The 17581-nt window shown below is 71.3% G+C and carries 19 protein-coding genes; 13 read left to right on the forward strand and 6 right to left on the reverse strand.

Features of this window, described 5'->3' with window-relative positions:
* The first annotated feature begins 102 nt into the window (after positions 1 to 102).
* The 5 genes from ACQPXG_RS11740 to ACQPXG_RS11760 all read left to right on the forward strand — a co-directional run bounded on the left by ACQPXG_RS11740 (position 103) and on the right by ACQPXG_RS11760 (position 4866).
* Positions 103 to 1308 (forward strand): YncE family protein, encoded by a 1206-nt coding sequence (locus tag ACQPXG_RS11740; protein ID WP_433467681.1) that lies wholly within the window; start codon positions 103 to 105, stop codon positions 1306 to 1308.
* Between the two features lie 141 nt (positions 1309 to 1449).
* Positions 1450 to 2190 (forward strand): PIG-L deacetylase family protein, encoded by a 741-nt coding sequence (locus tag ACQPXG_RS11745; protein WP_433467682.1) that lies wholly within the window; start codon positions 1450 to 1452, stop codon positions 2188 to 2190.
* A complete protein-coding gene (locus ACQPXG_RS11750; RefSeq protein ID WP_433467683.1) occupies positions 2187 to 2882 on the forward strand; it encodes a 4-carboxy-4-hydroxy-2-oxoadipate aldolase/oxaloacetate decarboxylase in 696 nt (231 codons plus the stop codon). Before ACQPXG_RS11745 ends, ACQPXG_RS11750 begins: the two co-directional genes overlap by 4 nt.
* Positions 2879 to 3922, forward strand: coding sequence for a 4-oxalomesaconate tautomerase (locus tag ACQPXG_RS11755; RefSeq protein WP_433467684.1), 1044 nt, complete (start codon positions 2879 to 2881; stop codon positions 3920 to 3922). Before ACQPXG_RS11750 ends, ACQPXG_RS11755 begins: the two co-directional genes overlap by 4 nt.
* On the forward strand, positions 3919 to 4866 hold the full coding sequence (locus tag ACQPXG_RS11760) for a catechol 2,3-dioxygenase (RefSeq protein WP_433467685.1): 948 nt from the start codon (positions 3919 to 3921) through the stop codon (positions 4864 to 4866). The genes ACQPXG_RS11755 and ACQPXG_RS11760 overlap by 4 nt, the downstream gene beginning before the upstream one ends.
* A 19-nt stretch (positions 4867 to 4885) precedes the next feature.
* Here the strand turns inward: ACQPXG_RS11760 and ACQPXG_RS11765 are convergent, their stop codons facing one another.
* Positions 4886 to 5647 (reverse strand): DUF1932 domain-containing protein, encoded by a 762-nt coding sequence (locus tag ACQPXG_RS11765; RefSeq protein WP_433467686.1) that lies wholly within the window; start codon positions 5645 to 5647, stop codon positions 4886 to 4888.
* An 84-nt stretch (positions 5648 to 5731) separates the two neighbouring features.
* On the opposite strand from ACQPXG_RS11765, the gene ACQPXG_RS11770 reads away from it, so the two are divergent.
* The 6 genes from ACQPXG_RS11770 to ACQPXG_RS11795 all read left to right on the forward strand — a co-directional run bounded on the left by ACQPXG_RS11770 (position 5732) and on the right by ACQPXG_RS11795 (position 13159).
* The gene (locus ACQPXG_RS11770; protein WP_433467687.1) at positions 5732 to 6352 is read left to right on the forward strand and encodes a GntR family transcriptional regulator; all 621 of its coding nucleotides are present in this window, start codon (positions 5732 to 5734) and stop codon (positions 6350 to 6352) included.
* Between the two features lie 109 nt (positions 6353 to 6461).
* Positions 6462 to 8483, forward strand: coding sequence for an elongation factor G (gene fusA, locus ACQPXG_RS11775; RefSeq protein ID WP_433467688.1), 2022 nt, complete (start codon positions 6462 to 6464; stop codon positions 8481 to 8483).
* Between the two features lie 313 nt (positions 8484 to 8796).
* Positions 8797 to 10536: an IS200/IS605 family accessory protein TnpB-related protein gene (locus ACQPXG_RS11780; protein ID WP_433467689.1), complete on the forward strand. Its 1740-nt coding sequence runs from the start codon at positions 8797 to 8799 to the stop codon at positions 10534 to 10536.
* 120 nt (positions 10537 to 10656) lie between these two features.
* Positions 10657 to 11478, forward strand: a complete 822-nt coding sequence (locus tag ACQPXG_RS11785) for an SCO6745 family protein (protein WP_433467690.1) — start codon at positions 10657 to 10659, stop codon at positions 11476 to 11478.
* Positions 11479 to 11610: 132 nt separating this feature from the next.
* Positions 11611 to 12954: an acetyl-CoA carboxylase biotin carboxylase subunit gene (locus tag ACQPXG_RS11790; protein WP_433467691.1), complete on the forward strand. Its 1344-nt coding sequence runs from the start codon at positions 11611 to 11613 to the stop codon at positions 12952 to 12954.
* 4 nt (positions 12955 to 12958) lie between these two features.
* Entirely contained in the window at positions 12959 to 13159 is a 201-nt protein-coding gene (locus tag ACQPXG_RS11795; protein WP_433467692.1) for a hypothetical protein, read from the forward strand.
* Here the strand turns inward: ACQPXG_RS11795 and ACQPXG_RS11800 are convergent.
* The 3 genes from ACQPXG_RS11800 to ACQPXG_RS11810 are packed head-to-tail and all read right to left on the reverse strand — an operon-like array spanning position 13156 to position 14581.
* A complete protein-coding gene (locus ACQPXG_RS11800) occupies positions 13156 to 13638 on the reverse strand; it encodes a GNAT family N-acetyltransferase (RefSeq protein ID WP_433467693.1) in 483 nt (160 codons plus the stop codon). The genes ACQPXG_RS11795 and ACQPXG_RS11800 overlap by 4 nt on opposite strands.
* Before the next feature lie 4 nt (positions 13639 to 13642).
* Positions 13643 to 13765 carry a hypothetical protein gene (locus ACQPXG_RS11805; protein WP_433467694.1) on the reverse strand — a complete coding sequence of 41 codons (123 nt, stop codon included), beginning with the start codon at positions 13763 to 13765 and terminating at the stop codon, positions 13643 to 13645.
* Between the two features lie 42 nt (positions 13766 to 13807).
* Positions 13808 to 14581 carry a hypothetical protein gene (locus ACQPXG_RS11810; protein WP_433467695.1) on the reverse strand — a complete coding sequence of 258 codons (774 nt, stop codon included), beginning with the start codon at positions 14579 to 14581 and terminating at the stop codon, positions 13808 to 13810.
* A gap of 145 nt (positions 14582 to 14726) precedes the next feature.
* Between ACQPXG_RS11810 and bioD the strand changes: the two genes are divergently transcribed.
* Together bioD and bioB are read left to right on the forward strand one after the other, a co-directional pair.
* Positions 14727 to 15458 carry a dethiobiotin synthase gene (bioD, locus tag ACQPXG_RS11815; protein WP_433467696.1) on the forward strand — a complete coding sequence of 244 codons (732 nt, stop codon included), beginning with the start codon at positions 14727 to 14729 and terminating at the stop codon, positions 15456 to 15458.
* Positions 15455 to 16450, forward strand: a complete 996-nt coding sequence (bioB, locus tag ACQPXG_RS11820; RefSeq protein ID WP_433467697.1) for a biotin synthase BioB — start codon at positions 15455 to 15457, stop codon at positions 16448 to 16450. Before bioD ends, bioB begins: the two co-directional genes overlap by 4 nt.
* A gap of 55 nt (positions 16451 to 16505) precedes the next feature.
* Here bioB and ACQPXG_RS11825 read toward each other — a convergent pair whose 3' ends face one another.
* Together ACQPXG_RS11825 and ACQPXG_RS11830 are read right to left on the reverse strand one after the other, a co-directional pair.
* Positions 16506 to 16763 carry a hypothetical protein gene (locus ACQPXG_RS11825; RefSeq protein ID WP_433467698.1) on the reverse strand — a complete coding sequence of 86 codons (258 nt, stop codon included), beginning with the start codon at positions 16761 to 16763 and terminating at the stop codon, positions 16506 to 16508.
* A gap of 29 nt (positions 16764 to 16792) precedes the next feature.
* Positions 16793 to 17458 (reverse strand): Uma2 family endonuclease, encoded by a 666-nt coding sequence (locus ACQPXG_RS11830; RefSeq protein ID WP_433467699.1) that lies wholly within the window; start codon positions 17456 to 17458, stop codon positions 16793 to 16795.
* Between the last annotated feature and the right edge of the window lie 123 nt (positions 17459 to 17581).

The raw sequence follows: 17581 nt of genomic DNA on the forward strand, positions 1-17581 counted from the left end.
AACTGGGTCTTGTGCCGCACATCACCCTGGCTTACTGTCCAGTAACCACAAGGTTGAACACGGCCGTTTTCAAACTGGAGACCCCACCCCCAGGAGGACGACATGCCTTCCAGAAGTCTCCGGAGGCGTACCGCGCTGCTCGGCTGCGCCGTCCTGGCAGCGACCGCGATGACCGGTGCGGTGCCCGCGAAGGCCGCCGCGCTCCGGGACGTCATGGCCGTCGGCAACGGCCAGGGCGGCACCGTCAGCTTCATCGACACCGGCACCTACGCGAACCTCGGCTCCATCAACGTCGTCCCCGATCTGCAGGAACGCCTGGACGCGATGACGCCCGCCGAGCGCATCGGCTACGAGGCCGTCAACGCCGCGCAGGGCTACCGCAAGCTCGTCGACGACATGGCCGTGTCACCGGACGGCGCCACCATCTACGTGTCCAGAGGCGCGCTGTCGGACGCCGTCGCGTTCGACATCGCCACGAAGCGGATGCTGTGGCGGCACAAGACCGAGGGGTTCAAGGCCGACCACGCCGCCCTCTCCCCGGACGGGAAACGGTTCGTCGTCAGCGCCACCACCGCGAGCAAGGCCGAGGTCATCGACACCGCCACCGGGTCGCTGGAAACGAGTTTCGCCACCGGGACCTACCCGCACGCCAACGACTACTCGCCGGACGGCCGGATCCTCTACAACTCCAGCATCGGCATCACCTCTCTGCCGAAACTCCTCAACGCGCTCAAAGGGTCGAAGGCCGTGACGGCGGTGGACGCGGCGACCTTCAAGCCGCTGCGCACCTACACCTTCGACTACGGGATCCGCCCGGCGGTGTTCACGCGCGACAACAAGACGATGTTCGCGCAGCTGTCCTACCTCAACGGCTTCATCGAGTACGACCTGACCGCGGGGAAGACCACACGGACGGTGCAGATGCCGTTCAGCGACAAGGCCGCCAAGATGAAGCCGGACGACTACCCGCAGAACTCCGCGCACCACGGCATGGCCATGAACGCCGACGAGACCAAGCTGTGCATGGCGGGGACGATCGACGACTACGTCTCCATCGTGTCCCGTCCCGGCCTGACCACGGACGGCACCGTCCACTACGCCACCGACGCCCTGCCGTACTGGACGCAGACGAGCCCGAACGGCCACGACTGCTTCGTCTCGCTGGCCGAGGACGACCAGATCTCCGTGATCGACTACCGGACGGCCAAGGAGGTCGCCCGCATCGACGTCGGCCGCTTCCCGCAACGGGAACGCGCCGCCAAGCTCACCCCCGCGGCTCTGGCCGCGCTGAACCCCGCCAAGGGGTAAGCCCCCGGAACCGGCCACCGCGCGGCTCGTCACATCCCCCGCCGAGCCGCGCGGTGGCTTCCGTGTTCGACGCCCGCACCCGCCGCCCTAATGTTTGCAGAATTGTTGACAATTTGGGTTACAAGGCTGGAGGGTGGGGCCATGAGTACTTCTGCCCCGCCCAGCCCCCTGCTCGTCGTGAGCGCCCATGCGGGCGACTTCGTGTGGCGCGCCGCCGGCGCGATCGCCCTGGCCGCCTCGCGCGGTGACCGGGCGAAGGTCGTGTGCCTGAGCTACGGCGAGCGCGGCGAGTCGGCCCGCGCCTGGCGGGAGGGCAAGGGCCTGGAGGAGATCAAGGAGCTGCGCCGGGGCGAGGCGGAGGCCGCGGCGGCGGAACTGGGCGCCGAGATCGAGTTCCTGGACGCCGGGGACTACCCGCTGCGCGAGACGCCCGAGCTGGTCGACCGTCTCGTCCGGGTGTACCGGGAGTTCGAGCCGGCCGTCGTCCTGACGCACACGCTCGCCGACCCGTACAACGGCGACCATCCGGCCGCGGCGCGGATGGCGTTGCAGGCGCGGGTGCTCGCGCAGGCCATCGGGTACGAGGCGCCGGGCGAGCCGCTGGGCGCCCCGCCGGTGTTCTTCTTCGAGCCGCACCAGCCGGAGCAGTGCGACTTCAAACCGGACGTCCTGCTGGACATCACGCCGGTGTTCGAGCGCAAGCGCAAGGCGATGGAGCGCCTTCCGGCGCAGGTGCACATGTGGGACTACTACACCGATCTGGCGAAGCGGCGGGGCGTCCAGCTGAAGCGGAACGCGGGCCCGAACCTGGGCCTGCCGCACGACACGATGGCCGAGGCGTACGTCCGGCTGTACCCGCAGACGACGGGGGTGCTGGCGTGAGGACGGTCGTCGTCACGAACCCTCCGCGGGCCGAGGCCGCCGCGCTGGACGAGCTGGGCACGTACGGGGTCGCGACCGTCCACGAGGCGACCGGACGCACGGGGTATCTCGGCCCGTCCCTGCGCCCGGTGCAGGCGGGAACGCGGATCGCCGGCTCCGCCGTGACGGTGCTGTCCTGGCCGGGCGACAACCTGATGATCCACCTCGCGGTCGAGCAGTGCCGTCCGGGCGACGTGCTGGTGGTGACGACCACGTCGCCGTCAACCGACGGGATGTTCGGCGAGCTGTTCGCGACCGCGCTGCAGTACCGGGGAGTGCGCGGGCTCGTCATCGACGCCGGGGTGCGGGACGTCGCCGACCTGCGCGCGATGGGCTTCCCCGTGTGGTCGGCGGCCGTCAGCGCGCAGGGGACGGTGAAGGCGACACCGGGCGCGGTGAACGTCCCGGTGACGATCGGCGGGCAGGTGATCCGGCCGGGCGACGCGATCCTCGCCGACGACGACGGGGTGATGTGCGTCCCGCGCGCGTCGGTCCGGGAGGCCGCCGGCGCCGCACGCGCCCGCGAGGAGAAGGAGGCCGCCACCCGGGCGGCGTTCCGGAAGGGCGAACTCGGCCTCGACCGGTACGGGCTGCGGGACCGGCTGCCCGGGATGGGCATCGAGTACGTCGAGTACGGCGAGTACGACGCGTGAACGGCGTGCGCTGCATGCTGATGCGCGGTGGGACGTCCAAGGGGGCCTACTTCCTGGGCGGGGACCTGCCGTCCGCCGCCCCCGAGCGCGACGACCTGCTGCTGCGGATCATGGGCAGCCCGGACCCCCGGCAGATCGACGGGGTCGGCGGGGCGCACCCGCTGACGAGCAAGGTCGCGGTCGTTTCGGCGAGCGCCGACGGCGCCGCCGACATCGACTACCTGTTCCTGCAGCCCGGCGTGGAGGAGGCGACGGTCTCCGACCGGCAGAACTGCGGGAACCTGCTCGCGGGCGTCGGCCCGTTCGCGGTCGAGCGCGGCCTGGTCGCGGCGAAGCCGGACGAGACGAGCGTCCGGATCAGGATGCTCAACTCCGGAAGCGTCGCGACCGCGACGTTCCCGACACCCGGCGGAGCCGTCGGCTACGAGGGCGGCACCGAGATCTCCGGGGTGCCCGGCACGGCCGCACGGATCGACCTCGACTTCGCGGGGACGGAAGGGTCGTCCTGCGGGGCGCTGCTGCCCACCGGGCGTCTCCGCGATGTGATCGACGGCGTCGAGGTCACGTGCGCCGACAACGGGATGCCGGTCGTGGTCGCCGCCGCGTCCTCGTTCGGCGTCACCGGGTACGAGACCGACCTGTCCCATCTGCGGGACAGGATCCAGTCGCTGCGGCTCCAGGCCGGTGAGCTGATGGGCCTCGGCGACGTCTCGGCCTCCTCGGTGCCCAAGACGACGCTGGTCGCGCCGCCCCGCGACGGCGGGACGATCTGCACCCGCACTTTCATCCCGCTGCGCACGCACACCTCGATCGGCGTGCTCGGCGCCGTCACCGTCGCGACCGCCGCGCTGATCGGCGGCGCCGTCGGCCACGACCTCGCCGAGCCTCCGCCGCCCGGCGCGCCGATGAGCATCGAGCACCCCACCGGACGGCTCGACGTGACGGTCGAGCTCGACGGCACGACTGTCCGGCGGGCCGGAATCGTCCGGACGGCCCGCAAGCTCTTCGACGGCACCGTCTTCCCCCGGAGTTCCCTGTGACCATCAAGCACGAGATCGCGCACGTCGGCCACGTCGAGCTGCTGACGCCCGAACCGGACCGGAGCCTGTGGTTCTTCACCCGCGTCATGGGCCTCACCGAGGTCGGCGCCGAGGGCGACTCGGTGTACCTGCGGACGTGGGACGACTACGAACACCACACCCTCAAGCTCACCGCGCACAGCACGTCCGGAATCCGGCGGACGGGCCTGCGGGCGTCCTCGCAGGAGGCCCTGGACCGGCGCGTCGCGGCGATCGAGGCGGCCGGGCTCGGCATCGGCTGGCGGGACGGCGACCCCGGCATCGGCCCGACCTATATCTTCCGCGACCCCGACGGACACGAGCTGGAGATCTACTGGGAGTCGGAGTGGTACCAGGCGCCGCCCGAGCTGGCGCCGGCCCTGAAGAACCAGGCGCAGGCGTACCCGGCGCTCGGCGTCTGCGTCCGCCGCCTCGACCACGTGAACTTCCTGGCCGCCGAGGTCGAGCCCAGCACCGATTTCCTGCGGGACGTCCTGGGCGGGCATCCCACCGAGCAGATCCGGCTGGACGACGGCACCATCGCCGGGCGCTGGGTCACCTTCACCAACAAGTCCTACGACCTCGTCTACACCCGCGACCGGACGCGCAGCAACGGCCGCCTGCACCACATCGCGTTCGCCACAGACACCCGTGAGGACATCCTCCGCGCTGCCGACATCTTCCTCGACAACGGCGTCTTCATCGAGACGGGACCGCACAAGCACGCCATCCAGCAGACGTTCTTCCTCTACGTCTACGAGCCGGGCGGCAACCGCGTCGAGCTGTGCAACCCGTGCGCCCGGCTGGTCCTCGCACCCGACTGGAAGACGATCACCTGGACGGAGGCGGAACGCGCCAAGGGGCAGGCATGGGGCCTGAAGACCATCGAGTCGTTCCACACCCACGGAACCCCGCCGGTCGGCTAGGGAGCCGGCTGGAGGCAGGTCAGCCGGAGAGGCGCCTCAGCAGGTCGCGGCTGGCGGCGGCCATCGCCGGCGGGACGTCCAGCTCGTCCAGCATGGTCGCCGCCGCCTCCATCTCGGCGGCGCGGCGGACGGCGTGCTTGTACGTCCCGCCGACGAGCCGGTCCACGGTGTGCTCACCGGCCGCCGCCAGCTCGGCGACGATGTTCTCGCGCAGCCAGTCCTCGCAGCCCGCCGCCCGCGCGGCCTCCAGCGCCTCCACCACCGAGCCGGCCAGCCCTTTGAAGAACACGCTGCGGAGCAGTTTGCGTCCGGCGGCCACGCCGGCCTCCGCGTCCAGCACGTCGATCTCCGCACCGGACGGGGTGAGGATCGCGGCGACGTCGCGGGCGCCCTCCCCGCAGGCCAGCATCGGCGTGCGCAGCCCGCGGCCCGGTACCGGCGCCATGATCGCCACGTCCGCGAACCGGACCCCGCCCTGCCCCGCGATCGCGTCCAGCTCCCGCTTCAACCCCGGCGACCCGGTGTTCAGATCGGCCCACACGACGCCGTCCCCGACCCCGCCGATCCCGGCCTTCAGCGCCGCCACCGCGTCGTGCGCGCTGTTGACGCTCAGCACCAGACCGGCGCTTTCCGCGGCCTCCGCCTCGCTCCCGGCCTGGACCATCCCGCCGGACGCCGCGACGGCCGGATCGTATCCGCGCACCACCGCTCCCGCCGCGACGAGGTCGCGCGCGATCGCGCCGCCCGCCTCACCGAGCCCCAGAACGGCGACAACCGCCATATCGTCCCTCCTCCGCGACCGGGATCCCCCTGCCACGGGCTACCCTAGATCAGCGACAAAATTGGCGACAATCTGGGGGAGCCCGTGAGCGACGTGGTGGCCGGGATCCGGGAGGCGATCCTGACCGGCGAGTTCGTCCCGAACCAGCGGCTGATCGAGGCCGACCTGTCCGAGCGGTTCGGCGCGAGCCGCGCCGGGGTCCGCGCGGCCCTCGTCGAGCTCGCCAACGAGGGCCTCATCGAGCGCGTCCAGAACCGCGGCGCCCGCGTCCGCGCCGTCTCGCTCACGGAGGCCGTCGAGATCTCCGAGGTCCGGATGGTGATCGAGGGCCTGTGCGCCGCCAAGGCCGCCGAACACGCCACCCCGTCCGACATCGCCGGCCTCCAGGCGATCGGCGATGAGATGCGCGCCGCCGTCTCCTCCGGAGACGTCATGGGCTACTCCCGGCTGAACGAGCGCCTCCACAGCCGCGTCCGCGAGATCAGCGGTCAGGGGACCGCCTCCGGCGTCCTCGAACGCCTCCGCGCCCAGAACGTCCGCCACCAGTTCCGGCTGGCCATGCACCCGGGCCGCCCCCAGGTCTCCCTCCCGCAGCATCTGGAGATCATCAACGCCATAGCGGCGCACGACCCGCCCGCCGCCGAACGGGCCGCCCGGGCCCACCTCCAGAGCGTCATCCGGACCCTCCGCGAGATCGCCACATAGCCGGAAAACCCGTCGCGGTCCTCCCCTTCCTGCCGTTACCGTCACCTTGCCGTTAAGGGACGATCTTGTCCGGCGGCGGTCGTCATCAGAGAGATGAGGAGGATCCCCGATGACAACCTCGACCCTTGCACTGACCAAGGTCCGCAACATCGGGATCATGGCGCACATCGACGCCGGTAAGACGACGACCGCCGAGCGGATCCTTTTCTTCACCGGTGTGTCGCACCGGATCGGCGAGGTGCACGACGGGAACACCGCGCTCGACTACACCAAGCAGGAACGCGACCGGGGCATCACCATCACGTCGGCGGCCACGACATGCCATTGGGCCGTCAATGGGATGGAGCACACGATCAATCTGATCGACACGCCCGGGCACGTCGACTTCACCATCGAGGTCGAGCGGTGCCTGCGGGTGCTCGACGGGGCCGTGGCCGTGTTCGACGGTGTCGCGGGCGTCGAGCCGCAGTCGGAGACGGTGTGGCGGCAGGCCGACCGTTACGGCGTGCCGCGGATCTGCTTCGTGAACAAGCTCGACCGGGCCGGCGCCGACTTCCTGCGGTGCGTGGACATGATCCGGGAACGGCTCGGGGCCGTTCCGCTGGTCACGCAGCTGCCGATCGGGGCGGAGGCCGGGTTCGCGGGCGTCGTCGACCTCGTGTCCAGGCGCGCGCACGTCTGGTCGGACGACGGCCACGCGGTCGTGGACGTTACGTCCGGCATGGCCGAGGACGTCCGCCGATGGCGGGCCGCGCTCGTCGAGACGGTCGCCGAGCACGACGAGGAGGTCATGGAGCTGTACCTGGGCGGTGCGGAGCCGTCGCAGGAGCAGCTGCACGCGGCGATCCGGCGGCTCACGGTCGCGTCCGCCGTCACCCCGGTGCTCTGCGGCAGCGCGTTCAAGAACAAGGGCGTCCAGCCCTTGCTGGACGCGGTCGTGCGGTACCTGCCGTCGCCGCTGGACGTCGCCGACGTGCCGGACGACGCGCCGCTGGCCGCGCTCGCGTTCAAGATCATGAGCGATCGGCATCTGGGCCGGCTCACCTTCGTCCGGATCTACTCCGGGCGGCTGGAGTCGGGCGCGCCGGTGCTGAACAGCGTCAAGTCGAGGAAGGAGCGGATCGGCAAGATCTACCGCATCCACGCGGACACGCGGGAGGAGATCGAGTCGGCGGGCGCGGGCGACATCGTCGCCGTCATGGGCCTGAAGCAGACCACCACCGGCGAGACGCTGTGCGACGACGCCCATCCCGTGATCCTGGAGTCCATGGACTTCCCGGCCCCGGTCATCGAGGTCGCGATCGAGCCGAGGTCCAAGGGCGACATGGAGAAGCTGAGCGTCGCCATCCAGCGGCTCTCGGAGGAGGACCCGTCGTTCCAGGTCCACGACGAGAACGGGCAGACCGTCATCGGCGGCATGGGCGAACTCCACCTGGAGATCCTCATCGACCGGATGAAGGAGGAGTTCCGCGTCGAGGCGAACGTCGGCCGGCCGCGCGTCGCCTACCGGGAGACGGTCCGGTCGGCGGTGGAGCGGGTCGACGTCACGCACCGCAAGCAGACCGGGGGCAAGGGCCAGTTCGCGAAGGTGCAGATCTCCCTCGAACCCATCGAGGACGGGTACGAGTTCGTCAACCAGGTCACCGGCGGGCGGATCCCGAAGGAGTTCATCCCGTCCGTGGACGCGGGCTGCCAGGAGGCGATGCAGACCGGCGTCCTCGCCGGGCACGAGATGACGGGTGTGCGGGTCACCCTGCTGGACGGTGACTTCCACCCCGTCGACTCGTCCGAGCTCGCCTTCAAGATCGCCGGCTCGCTGGCGTTCCGGGAGGCGGTCCGCCGCGCGTCCCCGGTGCTGCTCGAACCGGTGATGACCGTCGAGGTCACCACCCCCGAGGAGTACCTCGGCTCGGTGATCGGCGACCTGAACGCCCGCCGGGGCCGGATCGAGGGGACGGGCGAACGCGCGGGCGCGTGGATCGTCCAGGCCCTCGTCCCGCTGTCGGAGATGTTCGGCTATGTCGGGCACCTCCGCGGCATGACGTCCGGCCGCGGCGTCTTCACCATGCAGTTCGCCGCCTACGCGGAGGTCCCGGCGCAGGTCGCCGAGAAGATCATCGCGGCGGGCTGATCCGGGGCACCGGGGCCGCACGACACCGTGCGGCCCCGGTCAGCTCCAGATGGTCACGTAGACCGGCGGCCGGAAGCGGGCGGGTTCGTCGTTTGCCGCGTGGTCGATTGCGTGTTCGATGTCCAGAACATAAAGTAGCCGCCATGTCACTGTCCGGGATTGTCCAATGAGGTGGCCGCCGCACCGCAAGGGCGGTCCGGTCGGACCTCGCCGAAGGCGGCCGGGTGTGGCTGAGTCGGGGTTGCGTGCGATCGATCCGCCCTTCGTTGCCGCTGGGCCATGCGGGGTGGCGGTCCGGGACCGGCTCAAGGGCGTGACCGCGCGTGACGAACAGGTGCTGCGGCTGGTCGGCGGCCATCTGGGGTCGTTGGCTTCGCGTGACCTCAAGGCCAGGTGCACCGATGGGGTGGAGCACTGCAATGCTACCTGGGCGGTCCGCAAGCGGGGGCTGACGGGCGCGTCGTCGGCGCGGTGGGCCGGGTCGATCACCAAGGCGTCCCATGATCAGTGGGCGCTGGCCCGCCGCTGCCAGTACGCCCACCTCCAGTCCCTGCAGGCGGGTGTGCAGACGATCGAGCGCCGGTTGTCACTGCCGGTCGGCGAGAAGGGCACCAAACGGGCGCCGGGCGGCTACCGGTCCCGGCAGGAGTGGTTCGCCAAGTCCCGCCGCCTGCGGGTGCTGCGCGAACGGCTGGCGGCCGAGCGCGCCGACTTCGAGGCCGGTGTGGTGCACGTGGTGCGGGGCGGTAAACGCCTGGCCCGCAACCGGCATCATCTGGATGATGCGCAACTCACCGAGAACCAGTGGCGCGAGAGATGGGAGGCCGAACGCTGGTTCTTGCAGGCCGACGGGGAGTCGGGCAAGCGGTACGGCAACGAGACCATCCGCGTCACTCCCGGCGGCGAGGTGTCCATCAGGCTTCCGGCCCCGCTGGCGCACTTGGCCAACGTCCCGCACGGCCGGTACGTGTTGGCCGCCCGCGTCGCCTTCGCGCATCGGGGTACCGAGTGGGCCGACCGGGTGGCGGACGACCGGGCGGTTGCCTACCGCATCCATCTGGGTGTGTCCCGGGGCCGCTGGTACCTTACCGCCTCCTGGCAGATCCCCCGAACCCCGCCCGTCCCCATGGCCGCCGCACTGGCCGAGGGGGTGATCGGGGTGGATACCAATGCCGACCATCTGGCTGCCTGGCGGCTGGACGTACACGGCAATCCCGTCGGCGATCCGCGCCGTTTCGGCTATGACCTGTCCGGCTCGTCCGGCCATCGTGACGCGCAGGTCCGGCACACCCTCACGAGGCTGCTGCGCTGGGCCAGAACCTGCGGTGTGCGCGCGATCGCGGTCGAGGACCTGGACTTTGCCAAGGAAAAGACGCGGGAGAAGCACGGCCGCCGCAAACGGTTCAGGCAGCTGATCTGCGGCATGCCGACCGGGCGGCTGCGGGCCCGGCTGACCTCGATGGCCGACGCCACAGGCATCACGATAATCGCCGTCGACCCCGCCTACACCAGTAAGTGGGGCGCCCAGCACTGGCAGAGACCGCTCACCAGTACGACCCGAAAGACCACCCGGCACGATGCGGCGAGCATCGCGATCGGGCGACGCGCCCAGGGACATCCGATCCGGCGACGGACGGCACCGCCCCCTGTTCACCGGAGTGATGAGCAGGGGCATCGGACCGTCCAGGCCCGACCGGCGCCTCGGGACGTCAGGGAACCCGCCACCCTGCCACGGACCGTGCACACGATGCGCGCCGCCGGGCGGGCCATGCTCAACGAACGCGGGCAACCAGCGCGTCCAACACCGTTCGGGACGCGCGCAGTACCGGGCTGTGGACCCAAGACCCACTCCCGAACACTGTTTAGGAACGGTTCGTCGGCGGCCACTGCGCCGCCCGGACTCCCCCTCGACGGGCTGGTCACGGCGAGCAACCCGTGCCTGCGCGAAGATCGCGCTGTCGGTGGTGCGGAGATCCTCTCGCTGCGCCCGCGCCCGGCCCATGGGGTCGGGCCCGCGCCTTCCACCGGGGCGGAGGCGGGGCACTGCCACTGAGTGTTGACGGCGGTCGCGACTAGAATTAGATTCGCATCCCGACCGGTCGGTATGCTCCCCCGCCGTCCGGTCGACCACAGCGCGCGGCGACACCGCGACATGGCGACACGGAGGCGGCGGATGCGAGCTGCACGGCAGGCATGGCGGCGGCTGGAACCGGTGCACGGCATGATCTATTTCGTGCCGGAGGCGCCCGAGCGGTACGCCGCACTCGGCCTGGACGCACGGGCCGGCTACTTCGCGTCCCGCGCGGCGGCCTTCGGACGCGCCTCGGCCGAGGTCGTCATCGCGACGTTCTACAACTTCAACCCCGCCGTCGTCCGCCGCGCACTCCCGGCGGCCTGGGAGAAGGCGACCCCGGAGCAGCTGCTCGCCGCGCGGGCGGAGGCGGCGGGCGCCGCCCTCCGCCGCGCCGGCGTCGACCGGCTCTCCGGCCTGGAGGAGACGCTCGCCCTGGCCCGCCGCGCCGCCGAGGGCGCCCGCGACCACGCCCAGGGCCGGCCCCTCTACGCGGCGCACGCGGCCCTGCCCTGGCCGGACGAGCCGATCCTCCGGCTCTGGTGGGCCCAGACCCTGCTGCGTGAGTTCCGCGGCGACGGGCACGTCGCCGTCCTGACCGCCGAGGGCGTAACCCCGCTGGAGGCCCTCGTCCTGCACGCCGCCACCGGCACCATCCCCACGCCGTTCCTGAAGGCCACCCGGGCGTGGCCCGCCGCCGAATGGGACGCGACCGTCGAGCGTCTTCGCGGCCGAGGCCTGCTGGACGGCGAATCCCTCACCACCGAGGGCGAGGATTTCCGCCGGCACATCGAGGACCGCACCGACGCGCTGGCACTCCCCGCCTACTCGGCCCTCGGCGAGGACGGCTGCGAGCGCCTCGCCGAACTGGCCCGGCCCTTCGGCAGGGCCGTCGTGGACGCCGGCCTCCTCACCCCCGCGTAACGCGGGGGTGAGCCGCCACAACCAACGGACCGGCACTTGTGGGCCCCACGGCCGGACACGACGGGGCCGCCCCCACTAGTCTCGGCCGGGTCGGGACGCCCGGTCCCGCCCGATTCCCGAGGGGGTCCGCAGGTGTTCGAGTCCGTGCTCGTGGCGAACCGCGGGGAGATCGCCGGACGGATCGTGCACACCGCCCGCTCGATGGGGCTCAAGGCCATCGCGGTGTACTCGGAGGCCGACGACGGCCTGCCCTTCGTGGCGGAGGCGGACGAGGCCGTCCTGATCGGACCCGCCGACCCGTCCCGCGGCTACCTGAACACCGCCGCGATGCTGGAGGCCGCGCGCCGGACGAACGCGCAGGCCGTCCACCCCGGCTACGGGTTCCTCGCCGAGAGCGCCGTGTTCGCCCGGCAGGTGGCCGGGAACGGCCTCGTCTGGGTCGGCCCGCCGCCGCTCGCCATCGCGCGGATGAGCGACAAGATCAACGCCCGGAACCTGATGAAGGAGGCGGGCGTCCCGGTCGCGCCCGGCGTCTGGGAGCCCGTCCCGGACGCCGCGACGGCGGTCGAGGAGGCCGAGCGCATCGGCTACCCCGTCATGGTGAAGCCCGCCTTGGGAGGCGGCGGCATCGGCCTGGCCGCCGCGCACGAAGCGGAGTCGCTGCGCGAGGCGTTCGAGACCGCCCGCACCCGCGCCGAGCGGCTCTTCGGGCAGGGGGACATCCTGCTGGAGCGGTTCGTGGAGGGCGCCCGGCACGTGGAGGTGCAGATCCTCGGCCTCGCCGACGGCACCGTCCTCGCGCTGGGCGAGCGCGACTGCTCCGTCCAGCGCCGCCACCAGAAGGTCGTCGAGGAGACACCGTCACCGGGCATCACCCCGGAGTTGCGCGAACGGATGCTGGCCGCCGCCGTCCGCGCGGGCGAGGCGGTCGGCTACCGCGGCGCCGGAACCGTGGAATGCCTCGTCGACCCGGTCACGCAGAACTTCTTCTTCCTGGAGATGAACACCCGCCTGGACGCCGGGCACCCCCTCACGGAAACGGTCACCGGCATCGACCTCGTGGAGCAGCAGTTCCGCGTCGCCGCCGGCGAGCCCGTCTCCTTCACCGAGGCGGCGCCGCGCGGCCACGCGATCGCGTTCCGCATCCACGCGGAGGACCCGCGGCGGTTCCTGCCCGGCACCGGCGAGATCACGGTGTGGGAGGAGCCCGTCGGCGACGGCATCCGCATCGACGCCGGATACGCCGAGGGCAACACCGTCACCTCCTCCTATGACCCGCTGCTCGCCCAGCTGTGCGTCCACGGCGACGACCGCGCCCACGCGCTGGCACGCGCCCGCGCCGCCCTCGACGCGTTCCGCATCGAGGGGCCGCCGACTAACCTGCGCTTCCTGCGCGAACTCCTCGACCGTCCCGAGTTCGCGGACGGCGGCTACGACACCGGGATCGTCGGGCGCATGCGCGCCCGCGTAGGGTGACGCCGTGCCTCCGAACGACCCGATCTACTGCGACCGCTGCGGCGACCCGGCCCCCGAGGGCGACCACGCGTCCTGCCGCGCCGCCCGCGAGATGGAACCGCCCCGCTACTGCGCGCACTGCCGCCGCCGCATGATCGTCCAGGTCACGCCGCTGGGCTGGACGGCCCGCTGCTCCGTCCACGGTGCGATGGCGAACGCTTCCTAGAAGGACAGCGCGTAGGTCAGCAGGTCCACGCCGGGGGCGGGCGCCCAGTCCCGGTCGGGGGTGCGGACGAACCCCATGCGCTCATAGAGACGCTGGGCGGAGTCCATGTTCCGCTGTGTCGACAAGCGCAGCCCGGCGAGCCCCGCCGTCCGGGCCCGCTCGGCGCAGGCACGGACCATGGCACGTCCGACGCCACTGGCACGCGCCGTCTTCCGGACGGCGAGCATCCGGAACTCCGCCTCGTCCGGCCCGGCCAGCTCCGCGTAGGGGCTTCCCGGCGGGCAGTACGCGACCGCGCCGACCACCTCGCCCTCGACCTCGGCGACGAGCAACTCGGCGTTGGCGGCCCGGTCGGCGGCGTTCCGCAACGTGCTCACGTACGGCGACGCGGGATTCACCAGCCCGCCGTGGACGTAGACCTCGACGGTCAGCTCGCCGACCAGCTCGTACTCGTCCGTCCGAGCCACCCGAACGATCACAGTCTCACTCCCCGCCGCCCAGTTCCAGGTGTTTGAAGGACGCCAGCATACGAAGCGCGTTCTCAGGGCTCTTGAGCAGGTATGCGGTCTCCTCCGACGAAGGGTCGTCGACGGCCGCGTCGAGCATTTCGGTGTACCTCGCCCTGCGGCTCGGTGGTCGGTAACCAGGTCAGGTGAGGTCCTGGCAGGACGACTCGCCGGGGAGGAAGGGGCGGAGGCGGACGGAGTAGGTCTTGCCCTCGCTGCGCCAGGCGACGTCGCCGCCGGTCGCCGGGATCTTCTTGGGCTGGGCGACAGTGCAGATGGCGGCCCCCACCTGGGAGCCCTTGCCGAGCGGCTCCAGCGGCCAGTTCTTGACGGTGCCCCCCGTGGCCGGGCCCGCCAGCACGGCCGTCTTCGCCGGCGTGTACGGCCTCGGCTTGGCCGCCTGGTCGGATGCGGACCAGGCGGCCGGGTCGAGCCTCTTGAGGAAACGCGCCTCCGGGCCCGCCTGCGACTCGGGCTGGACGACCCGGGTCGTCGCGTCTCCCACGGTGACGACCGTGGTGATCGCATCGGCGACCTGGCCGGAGCCCACCGTGTGGGAGCGGCCGAGGCCGGCGGCGCGGGCCTCGTCCAGGAGGCGCCGCACCGCGTCCGGCTTCAGCCGGTACTCGGTCGGCTTGCCTTGGGGGTTCCGGGACGCGGTGTTCTGGGACGCGGCCACCGCGCGTCCCGTGGAGTAGAGGGAGAACTCGGGGAGGCTTCCCGGGCGGCCGAGACCGGCGATGCCGCCGGTCTTGCGCCAGCGCAGGACGAGCTTCTCGCCCGTGGGGGAGTCCTTGGGGGGCGACGACGTCGTGGACGTGGTGGGTGCGGGGGACGCGGGCGCCGCCGTGCCGGAGTCGTCGCCGCACGCGGTCAGGGCCGCGGCGGCCATGGCGGCGCAGGCGAGTGCCGGCACCCGGCGGGAGCGTGTGTGCGGACCGGCCATGACGCTTGGACGCCACGGCGCCTGCCCGGGTTCCGCCGGTTACAAAATCTCCCGGGCGAAGACTGTGGGGTCCGGCGGCGGACCGGGTCGAGGGCCCGCGCTAGTGTGCCGCCTTGTGAGCGTGCTCATCGTCACCGGGACCTGCACGGGTGTCGGGAAGACCGTCGTCACCGCGGCACTGGCCGCGGTCGCCGCCGTGCGCGGCGCACCGGTCGCCGTCGTCAAGCCCGGCCAGACGGGCGCCCGCGCCGGGGAGCCCGGTGACCTCGCGGAGGTGCGCCGCCTCGCCGGGCTGGACGACGTGCACGAGTTCGCGCGGTTCCCGGACCCGCTGTCCCCGGCCGCCGCCGCGCGCCGCGCCGGGGTCCCGCCCGTCCGGCTGCCGGACGTCGCCGAACGCGTCCAGGAACTGGCGAGCAGCCGGCGCCTGGTGCTGGTCGAGGGCGCGGGCGGGCTGCTCGTCCGCTACGACGAGGAGGGCACCACGATCGCGGACCTGGCGCGCTGGCTCGGCGCCGCCGTCGTCGTCGTGGCCCGCCCCGACCTCGGCACGCTCAACCACACCGCGCTCACCCTGGAGGCGATGGCGCACCGCGGGGTGCAGCTCGCCGGGGTGGTGATCGGCGCCTGGCCGGACGACCCGGACCTCGCCATGCGCAGCAACATCCGCGACCTGGAGACCATCGCGGCCCGGCCGCTGTCGGGCGCGCTGCCCGCCGGTGCGGGCGCCCTGGACCCGGCGGAGTTCCTGCTGGCCGCGCACCGCGGCCTGGCCCCCTCGTTCGGCGGTGGTTTCGACGCCGCCGCCTTCCGCGACAGCTTCGGCCCCGACAAGGAGAACACGTGACGGACATCCTCGACATCGCCCGCCGCCAGGTACTGGACGAGGGCCAGGGCCTGTCGCGAGACCAGGTCCTGGAGGTGCTGACCCTGCCGGACGACCGGCTGGAGGACCTGCTCGCGGTCGCCCACGACGTCCGGATGCGCTGGTGCGGGCCGGAGGTCGAGGTCGAGGGCATCGTGTCGCTGAAGACCGGCGGCTGCCCGGAGGACTGCCACTTCTGCTCGCAGTCCGGCAAGTTCGAGTCGCCCGTCCGGTCGGTGTGGCTGAACATCCCCGAGCTGGTCGAGGCCGCGAAGGAGACCGCGAAGACCGGCGCGACCGAGTTCTGCATCGTCGCCGCCGTCCGCGGCCCGGACGAGCGGTTGATGTCGCAGGTCCGCGAGGGCGTCAAGGCGATCAACGACGCCGTCGAGATCAACATCGCCTGTTCGCTCGGCATGCTCACCCAGGAGCAGGTGGACGAGCTGGCCGCGATGGGCGTCCACCGCTACAACCACAACCTTGAGACGGCCCGCTCCCACTTCCCGAACGTGGTCACCACCCACTCGTGGGAGGAGCGCTGGGACACGCTCCGCATGGTCAAGGACGCCGGCATGGAGGTGTGCTGCGGCGGCATCGTCGGCATGGGCGAGACCATTGAGCAGCGCGCCGAGTTCGCCGCGCAGCTCGCCGAGCTGGAGCCCGACGAGGTACCACTGAACTTCCTCGCGCCCCGTCCCGGCACCCCGTTCGCCGGCTACCCGCTGGTCGAGGGCACGGAGGCGCTCAAGACGATCGCCGCTTTCCGCCTGGCCCTGCCCCGCACCATCCTGCGCTACGCGGGCGGCCGCGAACTCACCCTCGGCGACCTCGGCACCCGCGACGGCATGCTCGGCGGCATCAACGCCATCATCGTCGGCAACTACCTGACCACCCTGGGCCGCCCCGCCCAGAAGGACCTGGACCTCCTCACCGACCTCCACATGCCCATCAAGGCCCTGAGCCAGACCCTGTGAGCCTGAAGGGACCCTGTGACACTGGAGGTGAACGTGTGCCCACGCGGCCACCCGTTCACACGATGTGAATCATTCGTTCCCGGATGATTCGGCGAATGTGGTCCTGGACGACCTTGCCGTCGACGCTTTTCGCCCAGGAAATGCCGACCTCGGTGAGGGCTCCCTCATCCTCGTGGTCGAGGACTTCAATGGCTGCCTCCTCCGGCAGGAAGAGGTGTTCCCGAATTTCCTCGGTGGTCATGCCCCGGGGATCCTGAGGGTAGGCCACTCCGTGAATCACGATCCGCGTCCGCTGGTCGACGGTCGTCGCCATGGGCGGAGTCGTGGTTTCGGGTTCGTTCTCTACTTCCATGGCCGCCAACGGCTGGTCTCGATCTCGATGTTGAACGGCTCCGGCAGCCGGATCGTCTCTCCGAACTTCCACGACTCCCGGAGCAGGTAGGCGCCGGTGGACCGGTCCGGGACGGAGAAGAGGGTCGTCTTGGCCTCCTTCGGCGATCGATCCACGAGAAGGTAGTAAGGGATCTCGACCTTGGCGTAGCGCGACCATTTGTTGGGGTCCGCGAGCCGACGTCCGGTGATCGGCGGGCGGTCCTGCTCGGAATTGCTGCGGGAGGTGACTTCGACCACCATCTCGATCTCATCGGGTGCCACTCCGAAGGCGTCGGCTTCTACGGTCGCGCCCAGGACGTCCGCGTCCAGCACTATGAGATCCGGGATACAGCCCTTGCCCGCTGTCTCCCGGTAGAGGTTGACGACCTGCCTGGTCACCCATGGGAAGTCGGGCTCCTTCACCGAGGCCACCGTGAACGCCTCGCCAATGTCGCTCAGGACGCCGGCGTGCGCCAAGCTGGGTGCCGGTGACACGACGATCTGACCCCCGATGATCTCGACCCGTATTCCCTCGTACGGAAGATCGAGAAGGTCCTCGACTTCGCCGCGCGCCCACATGCCGAACAGCGTGTCGTTGGACAGGCCGTCGAGGCTGGAAACCACGGTCTTTGTCACGTTCTGCGACCTTTCCCTCACGATCTGCTCCCGGTCATCGTAGAGAAGGTTCGTACCCAGCGTAGTCAGATCCTTCGAACTTGTGGTCGAAGACCCTTAGATGCCGCGTGACCTGGGGCTGCG

Source organism: Spirillospora sp. CA-128828 (assembly GCF_050945415.1).
GTDB lineage: Bacteria > Actinomycetota > Actinomycetes > Streptosporangiales > Streptosporangiaceae > Spirillospora.

Coding starts and splice junctions, on each gene's coding strand:
- ACQPXG_RS11765 (WP_433467686.1), bottom strand. CDS start 5,647: ATGGCGGTTGTCGCCGTTCTGGGGCTCGGTGAGGCGGGCGGCGCGATC.
- ACQPXG_RS11785 (WP_433467690.1), top strand. CDS start 10,657: ATGCGAGCTGCACGGCAGGCATGGCGGCGGCTGGAACCGGTGCACGGC.
- ACQPXG_RS11740 (WP_433467681.1), top strand. CDS start 103: ATGCCTTCCAGAAGTCTCCGGAGGCGTACCGCGCTGCTCGGCTGCGCC.
- ACQPXG_RS11745 (WP_433467682.1), top strand. CDS start 1,450: ATGAGTACTTCTGCCCCGCCCAGCCCCCTGCTCGTCGTGAGCGCCCAT.
- ACQPXG_RS11805 (WP_433467694.1), bottom strand. CDS start 13,765: ATGCTCGACGCGGCCGTCGACGACCCTTCGTCGGAGGAGACCGCATAC.
- ACQPXG_RS11825 (WP_433467698.1), bottom strand. CDS start 16,763: ATGGCGACGACCGTCGACCAGCGGACGCGGATCGTGATTCACGGAGTG.
- fusA (WP_433467688.1), top strand. CDS start 6,462: ATGACAACCTCGACCCTTGCACTGACCAAGGTCCGCAACATCGGGATC.